Annotated in this window: 12 protein-coding genes, 2 tRNA genes and 3 rRNA genes; 6 read left to right on the top strand and 11 right to left on the bottom strand. The window is 56.0% G+C overall.

Annotated features, from left to right (window positions below):
- Positions 1–38: 38 nt before the first annotated feature.
- The 3 genes from ACA079_RS08410 to ACA079_RS08400 are packed head-to-tail and all read right to left on the bottom strand — an operon-like array spanning position 39 to position 3,018.
- The gene (locus tag ACA079_RS08410) at positions 39–968 is read right to left on the bottom strand and encodes a 2-hydroxyacid dehydrogenase (RefSeq protein ID WP_497703171.1); all 930 of its coding nucleotides are present in this window, start codon (positions 966–968) and stop codon (positions 39–41) included.
- On the bottom strand, positions 965–1,720 hold the full coding sequence (locus ACA079_RS08405) for a class II aldolase/adducin family protein (protein ID WP_056741989.1): 756 nt from the start codon (positions 1,718–1,720) through the stop codon (positions 965–967). Before ACA079_RS08405 ends, ACA079_RS08410 begins: the two co-directional genes overlap by 4 nt.
- Positions 1,717–3,018 carry an MFS transporter gene (locus tag ACA079_RS08400; protein WP_008145464.1) on the bottom strand — a complete coding sequence of 434 codons (1,302 nt, stop codon included), beginning with the start codon at positions 3,016–3,018 and terminating at the stop codon, positions 1,717–1,719. The genes ACA079_RS08405 and ACA079_RS08400 overlap by 4 nt, the downstream gene beginning before the upstream one ends.
- 157 nt (positions 3,019–3,175) lie before the next feature.
- Here ACA079_RS08400 and ACA079_RS08395 point away from each other — a divergent pair, with 157 nt between their 5' ends.
- Positions 3,176–4,135 carry a LysR family transcriptional regulator gene (locus ACA079_RS08395; protein ID WP_046055134.1) on the top strand — a complete coding sequence of 320 codons (960 nt, stop codon included), beginning with the start codon at positions 3,176–3,178 and terminating at the stop codon, positions 4,133–4,135.
- Positions 4,136–4,147: 12 nt separating this feature from the next.
- Here the strand turns inward: ACA079_RS08395 and mrdA are convergent, their stop codons facing one another.
- Positions 4,148–6,040, bottom strand: coding sequence for a penicillin-binding protein 2 (gene mrdA, locus ACA079_RS08390; protein ID WP_497703170.1), 1,893 nt, complete (start codon positions 6,038–6,040; stop codon positions 4,148–4,150).
- Positions 6,041–6,315: 275 nt separating this feature from the next.
- Here mrdA and ACA079_RS08385 point away from each other — a divergent pair, with 275 nt between their 5' ends.
- Complete coding sequence (locus ACA079_RS08385; RefSeq protein ID WP_497703169.1) at positions 6,316–7,239, top strand: TIGR03571 family LLM class oxidoreductase; 924 nt, start codon at positions 6,316–6,318, stop codon at positions 7,237–7,239.
- Positions 7,240–7,354: 115 nt separating this feature from the next.
- Here the strand turns inward: ACA079_RS08385 and rrf are convergent.
- The 5 genes from rrf to ACA079_RS08360 all read right to left on the bottom strand — a co-directional run bounded on the left by rrf (position 7,355) and on the right by ACA079_RS08360 (position 12,650).
- A 5S ribosomal RNA gene (rrf, locus tag ACA079_RS08380) occupies positions 7,355–7,470 on the bottom strand.
- A gap of 159 nt (positions 7,471–7,629) precedes the next feature.
- Positions 7,630–10,521, bottom strand: a 23S ribosomal RNA gene (locus ACA079_RS08375).
- Positions 10,522–10,770: 249 nt separating this feature from the next.
- Positions 10,771–10,846 (bottom strand) — tRNA-Ala (locus ACA079_RS08370).
- A 27-nt stretch (positions 10,847–10,873) separates the two neighbouring features.
- Positions 10,874–10,950, bottom strand: a tRNA-Ile gene (locus ACA079_RS08365).
- A gap of 161 nt (positions 10,951–11,111) precedes the next feature.
- Positions 11,112–12,650, bottom strand: a 16S ribosomal RNA gene (locus tag ACA079_RS08360).
- The 16S, 23S and 5S rRNA genes sit together here with 2 tRNA genes alongside, the layout of an rRNA operon.
- A 660-nt stretch (positions 12,651–13,310) precedes the next feature.
- Here ACA079_RS08360 and rhtA point away from each other — a divergent pair.
- Together rhtA and ACA079_RS08350 are read left to right on the top strand one after the other, a co-directional pair.
- Positions 13,311–14,198: a threonine/homoserine exporter RhtA gene (gene rhtA / locus ACA079_RS08355; RefSeq protein ID WP_497703168.1), complete on the top strand. Its 888-nt coding sequence runs from the start codon at positions 13,311–13,313 to the stop codon at positions 14,196–14,198.
- Positions 14,199–14,366: 168 nt separating this feature from the next.
- Complete coding sequence (locus tag ACA079_RS08350) at positions 14,367–14,648, top strand: hypothetical protein (protein ID WP_008156219.1); 282 nt, start codon at positions 14,367–14,369, stop codon at positions 14,646–14,648.
- 15 nt (positions 14,649–14,663) lie between these two features.
- Here the strand turns inward: ACA079_RS08350 and ACA079_RS08345 are convergent, their stop codons facing one another.
- Positions 14,664–15,224, bottom strand: coding sequence for a TetR/AcrR family transcriptional regulator (locus tag ACA079_RS08345; RefSeq protein ID WP_497703167.1), 561 nt, complete (start codon positions 15,222–15,224; stop codon positions 14,664–14,666).
- Positions 15,225–15,316: 92 nt separating this feature from the next.
- Between ACA079_RS08345 and ACA079_RS08340 the strand changes: the two genes are divergently transcribed.
- Together ACA079_RS08340 and ACA079_RS08335 are read left to right on the top strand one after the other, a co-directional pair.
- Positions 15,317–16,045 (top strand): SDR family oxidoreductase, encoded by a 729-nt coding sequence (locus ACA079_RS08340; RefSeq protein ID WP_497703166.1) that lies wholly within the window; start codon positions 15,317–15,319, stop codon positions 16,043–16,045.
- Between the two features lie 34 nt (positions 16,046–16,079).
- A complete protein-coding gene (locus ACA079_RS08335; protein ID WP_497703165.1) occupies positions 16,080–16,670 on the top strand; it encodes a 2-hydroxychromene-2-carboxylate isomerase in 591 nt (196 codons plus the stop codon).
- Here ACA079_RS08335 and ACA079_RS08330 read toward each other — a convergent pair.
- Positions 16,667–17,665 carry a zinc-dependent alcohol dehydrogenase family protein gene (locus ACA079_RS08330; protein WP_497703164.1) on the bottom strand — a complete coding sequence of 333 codons (999 nt, stop codon included), beginning with the start codon at positions 17,663–17,665 and terminating at the stop codon, positions 16,667–16,669. The two genes, ACA079_RS08335 and ACA079_RS08330, sit on opposite strands and share 4 nt — an antisense overlap.
- Positions 17,666–17,682: the final 17 nt, after the last annotated feature.

Genomic DNA, 17,682 nt, shown 5'->3' with positions numbered 1-17,682 from the left:
GCCCAACTCAATGGGCGAGTTCGCAAGGCGCTTTCTTATTAATAACCGAGTGTTCGGTCCGCACAATTCAATAACGGCTCACCGGTATTTAAACGGCGAAAGTTCTCTGCTACTTGTTCGGCGATACAGTCGTGGGAAGCCGCGGACGCCATATGCGGGGTGATGGTGACGCCGGGCATTGTCCAGAGACGGTGATCCACCGGCAGCGGTTCTTGTTCGAAAACATCCAGCAACGCACCGCGCAGTTTTCCTCGGGCGAGGGCTTGTTCAAGGTCGTCGATATTCAGATGACCGCCGCGACCACAATTGACCAGCGCGGCGCCATTGGCGAGCCGCTCGAACGTTGCGCTGCCGAGGATGCCGCGGGTTTCGTGGGTCAGCGGCAACAGGTTGATCAGCAACTCCAATCCATCGAGGAACGGGTTGAGTTTTTCCGCACCGGCGAACGTCTGTACGCCCGGCAAATCCTTGCTGCGGCGCGCCCAACCACGCACGTCGTAACCGGCGGCGGCCAGGTCCTGGGCAATCGCGCTGCCCAACGACCCAAGCCCCATCACCCCAACCTTGAACTGCCCCGCCGCGCGTTGCAGTGGTCGTTCCCAGCGCTGGTCCTGTTGCTGCAACAGCACCTGATCGAAGCCGCGGTGATAGTGAATCGCCGCCCAGCGCACGTACTCGGTCATGCCTTGGCGGTGACCGGGATCGACCACTCGGCATATCGGCAAGTCCGGGCACGACGGGTCGTGATCGAGGTGATCGATGCCGGCGGCCACCGAGTGAATGACTTGCAGGTTCGGCAATGCGGTGAGGCTGCCTGGCAAGGGAAACCAGCACGCGGCAATCTGCGCATTCCTGGCCAGCGGATCATCCGCCAGCACGGTAGTGAGCTGCGGCGCACTGCGGGCAAACGCGGCCTGCAATTGCTTGAGCAGCAGGGTGTCGCGGGACAGCAGAACCACGGTGTTCATGACAGATAGGACTCGCGCTGGGATTCGATCAGGGTCAGGGCGGCCTCCCAGGCCAGGTCGATGATGTTGTCCTGCTCATCGCGGTCAAACTGCTCGGCGGTGTGCGCACAGACTTCCGGGGACGGGTAATGCAACGCCGAACCACCGGACAACGCCGCGACTTGCGCCTGACAGGCACGCTCCAGAAAGTGAATTTCCTGGAACGCCTGGGCCACGCCGGAACCACCGACCAACAGTCCATGATTGCGCAGGATCATCGCCCGGTGCGGCCCCAGGTCGGCAATCAACCGCTCGCGCTCATCCAGCGACAGCGCGATGCCTTCATAGGTGTGATACGCCAACTTGCCGTAGAACTTCAGTGCGTGTTGACTGATCGGCAGCAAGCCGTGCTTCTGTGCGGCGACCGCCATGCCAGCGGCCGTGTGGGTGTGAATCACGCAGTTCAGGTCCGGGCGGGCCATGTGGATCGCCGAGTGAATGACGAAGCCGGCAGCATTGACGCGATGACCTTCATATTCCGGGTCAACGACTCGCCCGTCCTGATCGATACGCACCAGATCCGAAGCGCGCATGCGGTCGAAAATCACCCCGTAACGGTTGATCAGAAAGTGATGCTCCGGCCCCGGAATACGCAGGGTGATGTGGGTGTCGATCAGGTCGGTCATGCGAAAGTGCGCGACCAGGCGATACAGCGCAGCCAGTTCGCAACGGGCTTGCCATTCAACCGGGCCGATGTGTTCAGGTTTACTCACGAATACACCTCTTTAGCAGCGTGGGTGACGACCGGGTTGGCGCGCAGGCGGGCCAGGCCGCAAACACCGATCAAGGACAGGGCCGAGAGCAAGGTGAAGAACACCGCCAACGGCAACCATTGTCCAGAAAACTTGCTCGCCAGTAGCGTGCCGATCAGCGGCGTAGTACCGCCGGCCAGCGCGCAGCTGAGTTGGTAGGCGATAGAAATGCCCGAGTAGCGCAGGTGCACCGGGAACGCCTGGGTCATGTAACCGGCGATCACCGCATACAGCGCCGAGAGAATCACCACCGCCAGAGCGATGCCGACGGTCATCAGCACAATGTTCTGTGTGCCCACCAGCATGAACATCGGATACGGCGTGACCATGCACAGCAGCGCGACGAGTTTGAGGAAGCGGCCTTCGCCGATGCGCTCGGCCAGCAATGCGGAGAGTGGTTGCGAGAGCAGCTGAATGACGGTCACCAGGAACAGGCAATCGAGAATCGTCGAGCGAGCGATGCCCTGATACTGGGTGACGTAGGTGATCATGAAAGTGTTGGTAAAGAAGAACCCGGCCGAACCGATGGTCACCGCCGCGGCGGCAAACAGGATCTGCCGCCAGCAGGTGCGGATCACGTCCTTCACCGGGTACTTGGAAGTCTCGTTGTTGTCCCGGGCCTTGGCGAACTCCGGCGACTCGTGGACACCGGAACGGATCATCAGGCCAACCATCATCAACACACCGCTGGCGAGAAACGGCAGACGCCAACCCCAGGCGAGGAAGTCCTCTGGCTCAAGAGAAGTCACCAGACGAAAGGCAATCAACGCCAGCAGTAAACCGGCCGGGCTGCCGAGTTGAGCGAACGATGCATAGAAAGTCTTGCGCTTGGCCGGTGCGTGCTCGCTGGCCATCAACACCGCCCCGCCCCACTCGCCACCGACTGAAATACCCTGGATCAACCGCAGCACAATCAGGCCAATCGGGGCCCAGATACCGGCGCTGGCGTAGCTCGGCAACATCCCGATGCCAGCAGTGGCCAGCCCCATCAGCGCCATGGTGACCAGCAGCATTTTCTTGCGACCGAGGCGATCACCCAAGTGACCAAACACCATACCGGCCATTGGGCGAGCGATGAAGCCGACGGCGAAACTGCCGAACGCTGCCAGGGTGCTCATCACCGGGTCGTGGCTGGGAAAGAACACTTGCCCGAGCACCAGCGCTGCCGCCGTGGCATAGATGTAGAAGTCGTAGAACTCGATGGTCGTGCCAATGAAGGCTGCCGCCGCCGCTCGACGCGGTTGAGGGGTAGTGTGCATGCAAGGACCCTGTGTATTTATAGTTTTGGGCAGGTACTGAAGGCTGTTTACGGGTTGCACTCTGTGGCGCTTGTTAGCTTTATCGCTTCCGTGCCAGGATTAGTCAATTTTCAAATTCTTATCTTTACTATTAGCCTTGCTACTACATGGAGTTTTTATGCCCTCCACTTCTAACCCTTGGGTCGGTCGCCGCTTTCTGAATGACCGCCTCGACTGGAACCTGCTACGCACCTATTTGGTGATCGGCCAGGAAGGCAGCATGAGCCGGGCCGCCGCGCGATTGCACATCACGCAGTCAGCCGTCAGCCAGGCACTGAAACGACTGGAAGAACAATTGGAATGTGTGTTGATTGCCCGCAGCGGGCGGCGGTTTGATCTGACGGAAACCGGGGAGGAAGTCCTACGCATTGCGGCGGACATTTACGGCGATATTTCACGACTGGGCACGGTGGTGGAAAGTCGTAACGACGACGTGGTCGGCAAGATCCGCATCCTTACCGTCAGCGGTGTGCAGGCACGACATTACGACGACTTCCTCGCCGATTTCCACGAAACCCATCCGAAAATCGAGTTTGAAGTCGAAGTGATGGGCAGCTCGAACATCATCAGTTCGCTGCTGCAAAAGACGGCGACCATTGGCGTCGGCCTGTGCCGTTTACCGCAGCCGCGGCTGGAGCAGCGAGTACTGTTTCGTGAGACTTATGCGTACTTTTGTGGGCAGCGTCATCGACTGTTCGGGCAAGAGAATCTGACCCTGGAACAGCTCGCGGCGGAGAACTTTGTCAGCTTCACCAGCGATCAACTCGGGGGCAATCTTTCGCCCCTGACATTGTTCCGCGACCAGCAAGGCTTTACCGGCAAGATCGTCGCTTCATCGACGAGTTTCGAAGAGATTTATCGCTTGATCTGTTCAGGGTTCGGCATTGGCTGCCTGCCGACGCACCTGGTACGAAGGGATGTCGAGCAAGGTTTGCTCTGGCGTTTGCCGCCGGAAGACGGGGTGGTGGATTTCGATATCCAGCTGCTGTGGAATCGCGAACAGAAGATGAGTCAGGCCGAAACCGTGTTCCTCGAAAGCTTCCAGCACATGCTCAGTATTCGTGAGCCTGTGCTGTGAAGCCTTGATCGCTTAGACGTGAGGGTCGCCCGGTGCTTTGCTAGGTGTGGCGTATTGCGGCTTCAAGTGACCGTCCTGATCGAGTAGCCAGGCGTCCATGATCTGCCGCACCACGGGACCTGCGACGCGACCGCCGGCCTCGCCGTTTTCGATCATCACCGAGATGACAATCTTCGGATGTTCGGCCGGGGCAAAACCGACGAACAAGGCGTTGTCGCGGTTACGCTCCAGGGTTTTCGCCCGGTTGTAACGTTCGCCCTGCTTGATCGCCACCACCTGCGCGGTACCACTCTTGCCGGCGATGCGGTACTGAGCGCCCTGCGCTGCCGCTCGGGCAATCCCGCGAGCGTCGTGCATTACCATTTGCATGCCGTGGTTGACCTGCTCCCAGTCACGCGGGTCTTTCAACAGGATGTTTGGCATTGGATGCTCATCCACTGGCGCAACACCGTCCACGGTCTTGGCCAGGTGCGGGCGGTTCCAGACACCTTTGTTGGCGATCAGTGCAGTGGCCTGGGCCAGCTGCAGCGGCGTGACCTGCATGTAGCCCTGGCCGATGCCGAGGATCACGGTCTCACCCGGGAACCATGCCTGACGGCGCGTGGCGCGCTTCCACGCTTGCGATGGCATCAAGCCGGCAGACTCTTCGAACATGTCCAGCGAGACTTTCTCGCCGAGACCGAACATGGCCATGTAGTCATGCAGGCGATCGATGCCCAGCTTATGGGCCAGGTCATAGAAGTAGGTGTCGTTGGAGCGCATGATCGCCGCGTCCATGTCCACCCAGCCATCGCCGCTGTGGTTCCAGTTGCGGTACTTGTGATCGAAGTCCGGGAGTTGGTAATAGCCGGGGTCGAAGACACGGGTCTGCGGGGTAACGACGCCGGCGTCGAGGCCGGCAATGGCCACTTCAGGCTTGATGGTCGAACCCGGTGCATAGAGGCCGCGCAGTACGCGATTGAACAGCGGCCGGTCGATGGAGTCGTGGAGCGCTGCGTATTCCTTGAAGCTGATTCCGGTGACGAACAGGTTCGGGTCGAAACTCGGCTTGCTGACCATCGCGAGTACTTCGCCGGTCGACGGATCGAGAGCAACCACCGAACCGCGACGATCGCCCAAGGCTTCCTCGGCGGCTTCCTGAAGTTTGACGTCGAGGCTCAGTACGATGTTTTTGCCGGGGATCGGATCGGTGTGCTTGAGCACTCGCAGGACCCGGCCCTGAGCGTTGGTTTCGACTTCTTCGTAACCCACCTGGCCGTGTAACTGCGACTCGTAGAATTTTTCGATGCCGGTCTTGCCGATGGATTGAGTGCCACGGTATTCCACCGTGTCCAGGGCTTTGGATTCTTTCTCGTTGATGCGGCCGACGTAGCCGATCGAATGCGCAAAGTGCGCGCCCATCGGGTAGTGGCGAACGAATTGTGGCTCTACGTCGATCCCCGGCAGACGGAACTCGTTGACCGCCAACACCGCGATTTGTTCTTCGCTGAGCTCGTAGAACAAGGTGACCGGCACGAATGGATGCCGGGTCTGCTTCATTGCCTTGTCGAACAGCGCTCGATCTTCTGTCGGCAAATGCAGGAGGGTGACTACTTCATCCAGTTCCTCTTTGACATCAGAGGCGCGTTCGCGGGTGATGGTCAGGTTGAAGCTGGGGCGGTTGTCCGCCAGAACTACACCGTTGCGGTCGTAGATCAATCCGCGCGTGGGGGTGATCGGCAGGACATGGACGCGATTGTTTTCTGAGATCGTCGAGTGATAGTCAAATTCGACCACCTGCAGTACATACATGCGCACTACCAGTGCACAGGTAATGGCGACAACGAACAGGGCGCAAGCCATCAGTCTTTTGTTGACCAGGCGCGTCTCTTTTTCGTGGTCCTTGATCGGTATCGGTTGGGGCATTTCTGCAGCAGCTCTTTGACTGTAAAGGGGGATGCCGATCCGTAGGCTTGAAATCAGTCCGTTAAAAAACGAGCTGCACCATACCAAAAACCGGGCGGTCACTTTAGTGCGATTTCCTCTAACGGTTGTCCTTGAGGGCCAAAACGACGGTCGGTTTTTTTAATGACTCGTGCGTTTTGCTCAAGATTGATATTCCCATTCATGCATTTTTCTTGAAGGAGGGCCTGTAGATACTGGGTGCATGTCATTCCGTTTAGTTTTTTTGGAGTCTTTTCATGCATCCACGATTTCAACGTTTACTGGGCTCAGCTGGATTTTCCATTGGGTTGGAACTGCCGCTGGATAACGATTGGTCCAGCGATGGGCAGCGGCTGCGGATTGCCGAAGGCAGACCTTTTGGTGTTCCGGACCTGAAGCAACACGCCGCGGTGACGCGCCTCGCAGACAAGGCTGGTTTCCGCGCCCTGTGGGTGCGAGATGTGCCGGTTTATGACCCCAATTTTGGTGATGCGGCACAGGTGTTCGAAACCTTTTCCTACCTTGGCTACCTGGCCGGGATCACTGACAACATCATGCTGGGTACGGCCGCGGTTGTATTACCGCTACGTCAACCTTGGTTAACGCTCAAGGCAGCCAACAGTGTTGATGAACTGAGTGATGGACGTCTGCTACTGGGTGTGGCCAGTGGCGACCGACCTATGGAGTATCCGTTATTTGGTGTGGACTACGATCAGCGGGGAGAGATCTTTCGCGATACGGTCGAGTTGTTGCGCAGCCAAGGTGAAGGACGCTTGCCGGAAGGTGCTCGCCTGTTACCGAAGCGAGATCAGCCAGTGCCATTGTTGGTTGCAGGTCTTGGTCAGCAATCCCCGGCGTGGATCGGCCAACACATGGACGGCTGGCTCGCCTACCCTGGCACTCCGGATGAGCATCGGCGCCGAGTGGGACTGTGGCGGGAGGTCGGTGGCGATAAACCCTACATCAGCTTCGTTCACCTGGATCTGGCGGCCAATCCTCATGCACCGATGCGACGTGTACGTTTTGGCGGCAGTTGCGGGAGGCTGGCGTTGATCGATGAGCTTCAGGCTTTGCGTGAGGCCGGTGTGCAGCACGTTGGCTTGCACCTGCGTCGTAGCGAGCGACCGGTTGCCGAGGTTATTGAAGAGATCGCTGAATACGTTCTGCCGAAGTTTCACTAACGATGCTGCTGGAAGCTGGGATGGCCGATGGACTATCCCTTTTTCGCCACGCCACTTTCCTGCGGGCAAAACAAAACCCCTACCTGCATACGCAGATAGGGGTTTCGGAATTTAATCTTGACGATGACCTACTCTCACATGGGGAAACCCCACACTACCATCGGCGATGCATCGTTTCACTGCTGAGTTCGGGATGGGATCAGGTGGTTCCAATGCTCTATGGTCGTCAAGAAATTCGGTAGCCAGGTCGTGGGCCTTTGCAGGTTCACGCTCCAGCGAATGGGTATGTGACAGCTTGGTGTTTGGTGAGTATCTCGAACTTTCGGTTCGTTTCGTCTTCACACACCGCAATCTGGCCTCTTTCGAGTTCACAAATTGCTTGGGTGTTATATGGTCAAGCCTCACGGGCAATTAGTATTGGTTAGCTCAACGCCTCACAGCGCTTACACACCCAACCTATCAACGTCGTAGTCTTCGACGGCCCTTCAGGGGACTCAAGGTCCCAGTGAGATCTCATCTTGAGGCTAGTTTCCCGCTTAGATGCTTTCAGCGGTTATCTATTCCGAACATAGCTACCCGGCAATGCCACTGGCGTGACAACCGGAACACCAGAGGTTCGTCCACTCCGGTCCTCTCGTACTAGGAGCAGCCCCTCTCAAATCTCAAACGTCCACGGCAGATAGGGACCGAACTGTCTCACGACGTTCTAAACCCAGCTCGCGTACCACTTTAAATGGCGAACAGCCATACCCTTGGGACCGGCTTCAGCCCCAGGATGTGATGAGCCGACATCGAGGTGCCAAACACCGCCGTCGATATGAACTCTTGGGCGGTATCAGCCTGTTATCCCCGGAGTACCTTTTATCCGTTGAGCGATGGCCCTTCCATACAGAACCACCGGATCACTAAGACCTACTTTCGTACCTGCTCGACGTGTCTGTCTCGCAGTCAAGCGCGCTTTTGCCTTTATACTCTACGACCGATTTCCGACCGGTCTGAGCGCACCTTCGTACTCCTCCGTTACTCTTTAGGAGGAGACCGCCCCAGTCAAACTACCCACCATACACTGTCCTCGATCCGGATAACGGACCTGAGTTAGAACCTCAAAGTTGCCAGGGTGGTATTTCAAGGTTGGCTCCACGCGAACTGGCGTCCACGCTTCAAAGCCTCCCACCTATCCTACACAAGCAAATTCAAAGTCCAGTGCAAAGCTATAGTAAAGGTTCACGGGGTCTTTCCGTCTAGCCGCGGATACACTGCATCTTCACAGCGATTTCAATTTCACTGAGTCTCGGGTGGAGACAGCGCCGCCATCGTTACGCCATTCGTGCAGGTCGGAACTTACCCGACAAGGAATTTCGCTACCTTAGGACCGTTATAGTTACGGCCGCCGTTTACCGGGGCTTCGATCAAGAGCTTCGCGTTAGCTAACCCCATCAATTAACCTTCCGGCACCGGGCAGGCGTCACACCCTATACGTCCACTTTCGTGTTTGCAGAGTGCTGTGTTTTTAATAAACAGTCGCAGCGGCCTGGTATCTTCGACCGGCATGGGCTTACGCAGTAAATGCTTCACCCTCACCGGCGCACCTTCTCCCGAAGTTACGGTGCCATTTTGCCTAGTTCCTTCACCCGAGTTCTCTCAAGCGCCTTGGTATTCTCTACCCAACCACCTGTGTCGGTTTGGGGTACGGTTCCTGGTTACCTGAAGCTTAGAAGCTTTTCTTGGAAGCATGGCATCAACCACTTCGTCACCCAAAGGGTAACTCGTCATCAGCTCTCGGCCTTAGAATCCCGGATTTACCTAAGATTCCAGCCTACCACCTTAAACTTGGACAACCAACGCCAAGCTGGCCTAGCCTTCTCCGTCCCTCCATCGCAATAACCAGAAGTACAGGAATATTAACCTGTTTTCCATCGACTACGCTTTTCAGCCTCGCCTTAGGGACCGACTAACCCTGCGTCGATTAACGTTGCGCAGGAAACCTTGGTCTTTCGGCGTGGGTGTTTTTCACACCCATTGTCGTTACTCATGTCAGCATTCGCACTTCTGATACCTCCAGCAAGCTTCTCAACTCACCTTCACAGGCTTACAGAACGCTCCTCTACCGCATCACCTAAGTGATACCCGTAGCTTCGGTGTATGGTTTGAGCCCCGTTACATCTTCCGCGCAGGCCGACTCGACTAGTGAGCTATTACGCTTTCTTTAAAGGGTGGCTGCTTCTAAGCCAACCTCCTAGCTGTCTAAGCCTTCCCACATCGTTTCCCACTTAACCATAACTTTGGGACCTTAGCTGACGGTCTGGGTTGTTTCCCTTTTCACGACGGACGTTAGCACCCGCCGTGTGTCTCCCATGCTCGGCACTTGTAGGTATTCGGAGTTTGCATCGGTTTGGTAAGTCGGGATGACCCCCTAGCCGAAACAGTGCTCTACCCCCTACAGTGATACATGAGGCGCTACCTAAATAGCTTTCGAGGAGAACCAGCTATCTCCGAGCTTGATTAGCCTTTCACTCCGATCCACAGGTCATCCGCTAACTTTTCAACGGTAGTCGGTTCGGTCCTCCAGTTAGTGTTACCCAACCTTCAACCTGCCCATGGATAGATCGCCCGGTTTCGGGTCTATTCCCAGCGACTAGACGCCCTATTAAGACTCGCTTTCGCTACGCCTCCCCTATTCGGTTAAGCTCGCCACTGAAAATAAGTCGCTGACCCATTATACAAAAGGTACGCAGTCACCCAACAAAGTGGGCTCCCACTGCTTGTACGCATACGGTTTCAGGATCTATTTCACTCCCCTCTCCGGGGTTCTTTTCGCCTTTCCCTCACGGTACTAGTTCACTATCGGTCAGTCAGTAGTATTTAGCCTTGGAGGATGGTCCCCCCATATTCAGACAAAGTTTCTCGTGCTCCGTCCTACTCGATTTCATGACTAAGAGATTTTCGCGTACAGGGCTATCACCCACTATGGCCGTACTTTCCAGAACGTTCCGCTAATCTCAAAGCCACTTAAGGGCTAGTCCCCGTTCGCTCGCCACTACTAAGGGAATCTCGGTTGATTTCTTTTCCTCAGGGTACTTAGATGTTTCAGTTCCCCTGGTTCGCCTCTTAAGCCTATGTATTCAGCTTAAGATAACCATCTTATGATGGCTGGGTTCCCCCATTCAGACATCTCCGGATCAAAGTCTGTTTGCCGACTCCCCGAAGCTTTTCGCAGGCTACCACGTCTTTCATCGCCTCTGACTGCCAAGGCATCCACCGTATGCGCTTCTTCACTTGACCATATAACCCCAAGCAATCTGGTTATACTGTGAAGACGACATTCGCCGAAAATTCGATAATACTCAATTAAGAGCAACTCACAAATTTTACCTTAGCCTGATCCGTTACCAGTGAAAGTAACGTTCAGTCTATCTTTCTATCACATACCCAAATTTTTAAAGAACGATCTAATCCAAAGACTAGAAATCAACATTCACCATCCTACGATGGAATGCTCATTTCTAAGCTTTCAACAAACAGAAGCAGTAGTGGTGGAGCCAAACGGGATCGAACCGTTGACCTCCTGCGTGCAAGGCAGGCGCTCTCCCAGCTGAGCTATGGCCCCGTATTTCTACAGGTTCCCACACAAAATTGGTGGGTCTGGGCAGATTCGAACTGCCGACCTCACCCTTATCAGGGGTGCGCTCTAACCAACTGAGCTACAGACCCAATTTCGAGCTTTAAGGCCGACCTCACCCTGCTCTTTACCACTGAGCATGGGGTGCGTTCCAACCAACTAAGCTACAACCTGTTAGGGCTGCTTCTTATCGTCTTCTTCAATGAATCAAGCAATTCGTGTGGGAGCTTATGGAGCAGCTGATGTCGTCGATTAAGGAGGTGATCCAGCCGCAGGTTCCCCTACGGCTACCTTGTTACGACTTCACCCCAGTCATGAATCACACCGTGGTAACCGTCCTCCCGAAGGTTAGACTAGCTACTTCTGGTGCAACCCACTCCCATGGTGTGACGGGCGGTGTGTACAAGGCCCGGGAACGTATTCACCGCGACATTCTGATTCGCGATTACTAGCGATTCCGACTTCACGCAGTCGAGTTGCAGACTGCGATCCGGACTACGATCGGTTTTCTGGGATTAGCTCCACCTCGCGGCTTGGCAACCCTCTGTACCGACCATTGTAGCACGTGTGTAGCCCAGGCCGTAAGGGCCATGATGACTTGACGTCATCCCCACCTTCCTCCGGTTTGTCACCGGCAGTCTCCTTAGAGTGCCCACCATTACGTGCTGGTAACTAAGGACAAGGGTTGCGCTCGTTACGGGACTTAACCCAACATCTCACGACACGAGCTGACGACAGCCATGCAGCACCTGTCTCAATGCTCCCGAAGGCACCAATCCATCTCTGGAAAGTTCATTGGATGTCAAGGCCTGGTAAGGTTCTTCGCGTTGCTTCGAATTAAACCACATGCTCCACCGCTTGTGCGGGCCCCCGTCAATTCATTTGAGTTTTAACCTTGCGGCCGTACTCCCCAGGCGGTCAACTTAATGCGTTAGCTGCGCCACTAAGAGCTCAAGGCTCCCAACGGCTAGTTGACATCGTTTACGGCGTGGACTACCAGGGTATCTAATCCTGTTTGCTCCCCACGCTTTCGCACCTCAGTGTCAGTATCAGTCCAGGTGGTCGCCTTCGCCACTGGTGTTCCTTCCTATATCTACGCATTTCACCGCTACACAGGAAATTCCACCACCCTCTACCATACTCTAGCTTGTCAGTTTTGAATGCAGTTCCCAGGTTGAGCCCGGGGATTTCACATCCAACTTAACAAACCACCTACGCGCGCTTTACGCCCAGTAATTCCGATTAACGCTTGCACCCTCTGTATTACCGCGGCTGCTGGCACAGAGTTAGCCGGTGCTTATTCTGTCGGTAACGTCAAGACACCAACGTATTAGGTTAATGCCCTTCCTCCCAACTTAAAGTGCTTTACAATCCGAAGACCTTCTTCACACACGCGGCATGGCTGGATCAGGCTTTCGCCCATTGTCCAATATTCCCCACTGCTGCCTCCCGTAGGAGTCTGGACCGTGTCTCAGTTCCAGTGTGACTGATCATCCTCTCAGACCAGTTACGGATCGTCGCCTTGGTGAGCCATTACCTCACCAACTAGCTAATCCGACCTAGGCTCATCTGATAGCGCAAGGCCCGAAGGTCCCCTGCTTTCTCCCGTAGGACGTATGCGGTATTAGCGTCCGTTTCCGAGCGTTATCCCCCACTACCAGGCAGATTCCTAGGCATTACTCACCCGTCCGCCGCTCGCCACCAGGTACAAGTACCCGTGCTGCCGCTCGACTTGCATGTGTTAGGCCTGCCGCCAGCGTTCAATCTGAGCCATGATCAAACTCTTCAGTTCAAACATCTTTGGGTTTTTAAGAAACCCTAAACTTGGCTCAGCAATCGTTGGTTACATCTTTGATTTCTCGCGGAGTAACTTGTGATGCTGATAATCTTGTTGACTATCAGTCTGACTCCACAAGCACCCACACGAATTGCTTGATTCAGTTGTTAAAGAGCGGTTGGTTAAGATCTTTCGTCTCAACCGAGGCGCGCATTCTACAGCAGCCTCTGTTGCTGTCAAGCGGTTATTTTCCGAAGTTTTCAAAGTTTCCTCTGCAACTTCAACCACTTGCGCTTCCGATCTCTCGTTAGCGGGAGGCGAATTCTACAGCGTTACTCGCTGCTGTCAACACCTCTTTTACACCGCTTTCGACCGAGAAGATCGAATCGTCAATCGAGCCAAACAACCCGCTCAATCAACTCCTTCTGGGCTTCGATGATCTGAAGCAACTCACCGCCGAAACCTGCATAACTCATTGTTTACCAAGGAGTTTTCCGTTTCGACTGCGCCGGAAGTGGGGCGAATTATAGACTTCCAGCATCTGCCGTCAACCCTTAATTACGCTTTTCTATAAGGATGCTCAAAATCGCTGCTTATATATAGACGCGCCCGCCATGAATGCGCAGTATATTGCCCAATAACACTCTCGTTTCCTACTTCGGACGATGCCACGCCATGAATGACCAACCTCGCAGCCTTGCCTCGACCCTGTTTTCGGTTGGCCTGCTATTGATAGCCATGGCATCCATCCAGTCGGGAGCCTCCCTTGCTAAAAGCATGTTCCCCATTATCGGCGCGCAAGGGACCACCACCCTGCGGCTGATCTTCGCCAGCGTGATCATGATGTTGATACTGCGCCCCTGGCGAGCGAAGCTCACCGCAAAATCCCTGCGCACCGTCATCGTCTACGGAATGGCGTTGGGCGGCATGAACTTTCTCTTCTATATGTCCTTGCAAACCGTCCCCCTCGGCATCGCGGTTGCGCTGGAATTCACCGGCCCACTGGCGGTAGCCATCTACGCCTCACGTCGCGCGATCGACTTTTTGTGGATCGCCCTGGCAGCCGTCGGCTTGCTGCTGTTAATACCTATGGGAGAAACCACCGCGGGAATCGATCTGGTAGGCACCGGTTATGCATTGGGCGCGGGAGTCTGCTGGGCGCTGTACATTCTGTTCGGCCAAAAGGCCGGCGCCGACAACGGCGTGCAGACCGCGGCACTGGGGGTGATGATTGCGGCACTTTTTGTAGCCCCTATCGGCATCGTCCATGCTGGCGCCGCGCTGCTCACTCCCTCACTGATCCCCGTGGCCATCGCTGTCGCCATTCTGTCCACCGCCGTGCCCTACACGCTGGAGATGGTCGCCCTCACCCGAATCCCGACCCGCACATTCGGCACGTTGATGAGCATTGAGCCCGCGATCGGCGCACTGTCAGGCCTCTTGTTCCTCCACGAGTACCTCTCACTGTCACAATGGATGGCCATCATGTGCATCATTCTGGCTTCCGTTGGCGCGACCATTACGATGGGGAGTGCGGCCAAGCCTGCTGTCGCTGCAGATTGAGACAGGATTTGACGAGGGTCTGGTATTTGCCGCGCAATTAGGCCATGTTTAGGCCCGTAACCCAGTGTCAGACATGGATTTTTCAGACAGGGATATCAGAACGCTTCAAGCGAAAGCGAATGCAGCCAAACCCGGGCGCAAAGATCCGGGGACGCTATAAGGACAGTAATGAAACGAATTTTGATACTGATCGCCGTACTTGCGGTTGCGGGCTGCGCGGCGACATCGAAAACCCAGGTAAAACACGGCAAGAGAGGGCTGCATATCAACTGTTCCGGGCTGTCGTCATCCTGGGACAAGTGCTACACCAGCGCTGCCAACTCATGCGCTCCCAAAGGTTACAAGGTCATCGCCAAGTCAGGGGACGCTGTGGAAGAACCAGGTGATTACCCGTTCGGCCTCAACCCTGCCGGCTATACCAGCCGCAGCATGATCGTCATCTGCAAATAGATTGATGCCGCCTTGTCAGGTTCGTGGACCTGCGATCTGGCGGCCAATCTCATCGTAACTGGACTTCAGTACCGCGCGCTGGATGTCTGGCGTGGCCAGCATTCGCGCAATGACCAACGCACCGATACATTGCGACAGAATCGCCCATGCCAGGCTGTCGCTTTCCAGGACCTGCGCCCAACTATTCTGAAGCCGACAAATCCAGTTCTCCGCCTGCTGACGAATCATCACGTCTGAACGTGCAATCTCAGCCCCCAATGCCGGCAATGCACAACCGGATTCCGGGTGCTCGACATGAGCCATGCTCAGGTAGTGTTTCAAGCAGCGCTGGAGCTTCTCAGGATTCTGGTCCGCCCCTAAACGCTCCAGGCTTTGAGACAGCTCACGCTCGACGATTGAAGCGAACAGCTCATCCTTCGACGAAAAGTGACTGTAGAAAGCCCCCCCACTCAAACCGATCGCCTTCATCAAACCGTCGACACCCACCGTTGAAAAACCAGACTTCTTGGCCGACACCGCACTGCTTTCAAGTAGTTTTTCTTTGGTTTCCAGTTTGTGATTGGCCGAGTAACGCATTGCCTTGCCCTCAGGATTGATCGCCTTGACGCTTGCCGAATCGTAGCATAACGTTCGTTTAGTTAACGATCGTTTAGCAAAGGGCCCTACCCATGAATAACAAGAAGGTCGTACTGGTTGTTGGTGCCGGGGATGCTACCGGCGGCGCAATTGCAAAACGTTTTGCGCAGGAAGGATTTGTGGCGTGTGTCACCCGACGCAGCGCGGACAAACTCCAGCCGCTGGTGGACGCCATCAAGGCCGATGGCGGTGAAGCCCACGGCTTTGCCTGCGATGCGCGCAAGGAAGAGGACGTGATCGCGTTGGTTGAGCAGATCGAAAGCGAGATTGGCCCGATCGAAGCATTCGTTTTCAACATTGGCGCCAATGTGCCTTGCAGCATTCTCGAAGAAACCGCGCGCAAATATTTCAAGATCTGGGAAATGGCCTGCTTCTCGGGTTTTCTCAACGCTCGTGAAGTGGCCAAGCGCATGGCCAAGCGTCAACGCGGGACGATCCTGTTCACCGGTGCTACCGCCGGCCTGCGCGGGGCCTCCGGATTTGCGGCGTTCGCTGGCGCAAAACACGGAATTCGTGCCCTGGCGCAAAGCATGGCGCGTGAACTGGGGCCGATGAACATTCACGTCGCCCATGTTGTAGTCGACGGTGCCATCGATACCGATTTTATCCGTGAGAGTTTCCCCGAAAAGTACGCGACCAAGGACCAGGACGGCATTCTCAATCCAGAGCACATTGCCGAGAACTATTGGTACCTGCACAGCCAGCCCCGTGACGCATGGACCTTCGAGCTGGACCTGCGCCCCTGGAACGAACGCTGGTAACCCCCCTAAAAATAATAAGCAGAGCGCATCGACCATGAGCAAAACCGTGGAGTTCTACTTCGACCTCGGCAGCCCCGCCACCTACCTGGCCTATACCCAACTGCCGAAGATCTGCGAGCAGACCGACAGCCAGTTGATCTACATACCCGTTTTGCTGGGCGGCGTCTTCAAAGCCACAGGCAACGCCTCCCCCGCGACCGTCCCCGCCAAGGGCCGCTACATGTTTCAAGACCTGGACCGCTATGCCAAGCGCTATGGCGTGCCACTGAAGTTCAATCCCCAATTCCCTATCAACACCCTGATGCTGATGCGCGCTGTCACCGGCATGCAGTTGCGCCATCCCGGACGCTTTCAGGCATTCATCGATTGCCTGTTTCACGCTCTCTGGGTTGAAGGCCGCAGCCTCGATGACCTCGCAACCGTCGCGTCAGTACTGACACAGAACGGTTTCGATCCAAATGAGGTGCTGGCCCTGACCGCCGACGAGGAAGTCAAAGCAGCACTCAAGGACAACACAGAGAAAGCAGTGCAACGGGGTGTCTTCGGTGCCCCGAGCATGTTTGTCGATAATCAGCTGTTCTTCGGGCAGGACCGCCTGGACTTCGTCCTTGAAGCCCTGAGTTAAATCTCGACAACCAACCGCCCCTGCGCAGCTCCCGAAACGAGCAGCTCATGGGCGGCCTCGGCGGTTTGCAACGTGAACTGCCGAGGGTCGAGCAGCGGTTTCAACTGACCCGCCTCGATCAACTGCGCAGCCTCCCGAAGTATCTCCCCGTGATGCTCACGCCCCTTGCCAGTCAGCAACGGCAACAAGGTAAACACTCCAGAATAAGTCGCCCCACGAAACGAGAGCGGCGCAAGACTGTGCTGCCCCCATCCAAGACAACTCACGACATGCCCCTCGTAGACGCGAGCAGCCTTGAATGAAGCGTCCAGCGTCTCACCACCCACCGTGTCGTAGACAATGTCGAAGCCCTCCTCCGCCGTGTGCTCAGCCACATACTCCTCAACCGAAGATTTGCGGTAATCAATAAACGTCGCACCGAACCCTTCAATGATCGCCTGCTGCCCAGCCGACCCGGTGGCAAACACGTCAGCACCGAAAGCCCGGGCAATTTGTATAGCCACATGCCCGACACCACCCGCACCGCCGTGAATCAGCACTTTCTGCCCCGCCCGCACCCGCGCACGATCCACCAATCCTTCCCACGCCGTGATCAGTACCAACGGCAACCCTGCGGCCTCGCGCATGCTCAGATTGACTGGCTTGCGCGCCAGCAGTTGTGCATCGACGGCGACGTATTCCGCCAGTGAACCCTGCGCACCGCCAATACCGGTGGCCATCGCATAGACCTCATCCCCCGGCAGCCATCCACTGACGCCTTCCCCCAATGCCGCCACTGTTCCCGCAAGATCAATACCCAAAACCGCCGGCAACGGCTGGCGCGCATGAGCAGCCTGACCCGATCGAATCTTTCCATCCAAAGGGTTCACCCCACTGGCCTTGATCCTGACCAATACCTGGCCGGCTCCAGGCACGGGCCGTTGAATGGAAGCCAAGCGTAAAGGCCCGTTGGCCGAATCAACAATCAGAGCGCGCATTTCAAGTGAGTCAGTCATTTCGCAATTTCCCGTCA

Source organism: Pseudomonas sp. LBUM1645 (genome assembly GCF_059716185.1).
The sequence above is the reverse complement of the archived record's forward strand: the minus strand, read 5'-3'. Positions and strand labels throughout refer to the sequence as shown.

Excerpts from the sequence above, each read along its gene's own strand:
- ACA079_RS08410 (WP_497703171.1), bottom strand. The coding sequence starts at position 968 with ATGAACACCGTGGTTCTGCTGTCCCGCGACACCCTGCTGCTCAAGCAA.
- ACA079_RS08400 (WP_008145464.1), bottom strand. The coding sequence starts at position 3,018 with ATGCACACTACCCCTCAACCGCGTCGAGCGGCGGCGGCAGCCTTCATT.
- ACA079_RS08395 (WP_046055134.1), top strand. The coding sequence starts at position 3,176 with ATGCCCTCCACTTCTAACCCTTGGGTCGGTCGCCGCTTTCTGAATGAC.
- mrdA (WP_497703170.1), bottom strand. The coding sequence starts at position 6,040 with ATGCCCCAACCGATACCGATCAAGGACCACGAAAAAGAGACGCGCCTG.
- ACA079_RS08385 (WP_497703169.1), top strand. The coding sequence starts at position 6,316 with ATGCATCCACGATTTCAACGTTTACTGGGCTCAGCTGGATTTTCCATT.
- rhtA (WP_497703168.1), top strand. The coding sequence starts at position 13,311 with ATGAATGACCAACCTCGCAGCCTTGCCTCGACCCTGTTTTCGGTTGGC.
- ACA079_RS08350 (WP_008156219.1), top strand. The coding sequence starts at position 14,367 with ATGAAACGAATTTTGATACTGATCGCCGTACTTGCGGTTGCGGGCTGC.
- ACA079_RS08345 (WP_497703167.1), bottom strand. The coding sequence starts at position 15,224 with ATGCGTTACTCGGCCAATCACAAACTGGAAACCAAAGAAAAACTACTT.
- ACA079_RS08340 (WP_497703166.1), top strand. The coding sequence starts at position 15,317 with ATGAATAACAAGAAGGTCGTACTGGTTGTTGGTGCCGGGGATGCTACC.
- ACA079_RS08335 (WP_497703165.1), top strand. The coding sequence starts at position 16,080 with ATGAGCAAAACCGTGGAGTTCTACTTCGACCTCGGCAGCCCCGCCACC.
- ACA079_RS08330 (WP_497703164.1), bottom strand. The coding sequence starts at position 17,665 with ATGACTGACTCACTTGAAATGCGCGCTCTGATTGTTGATTCGGCCAAC.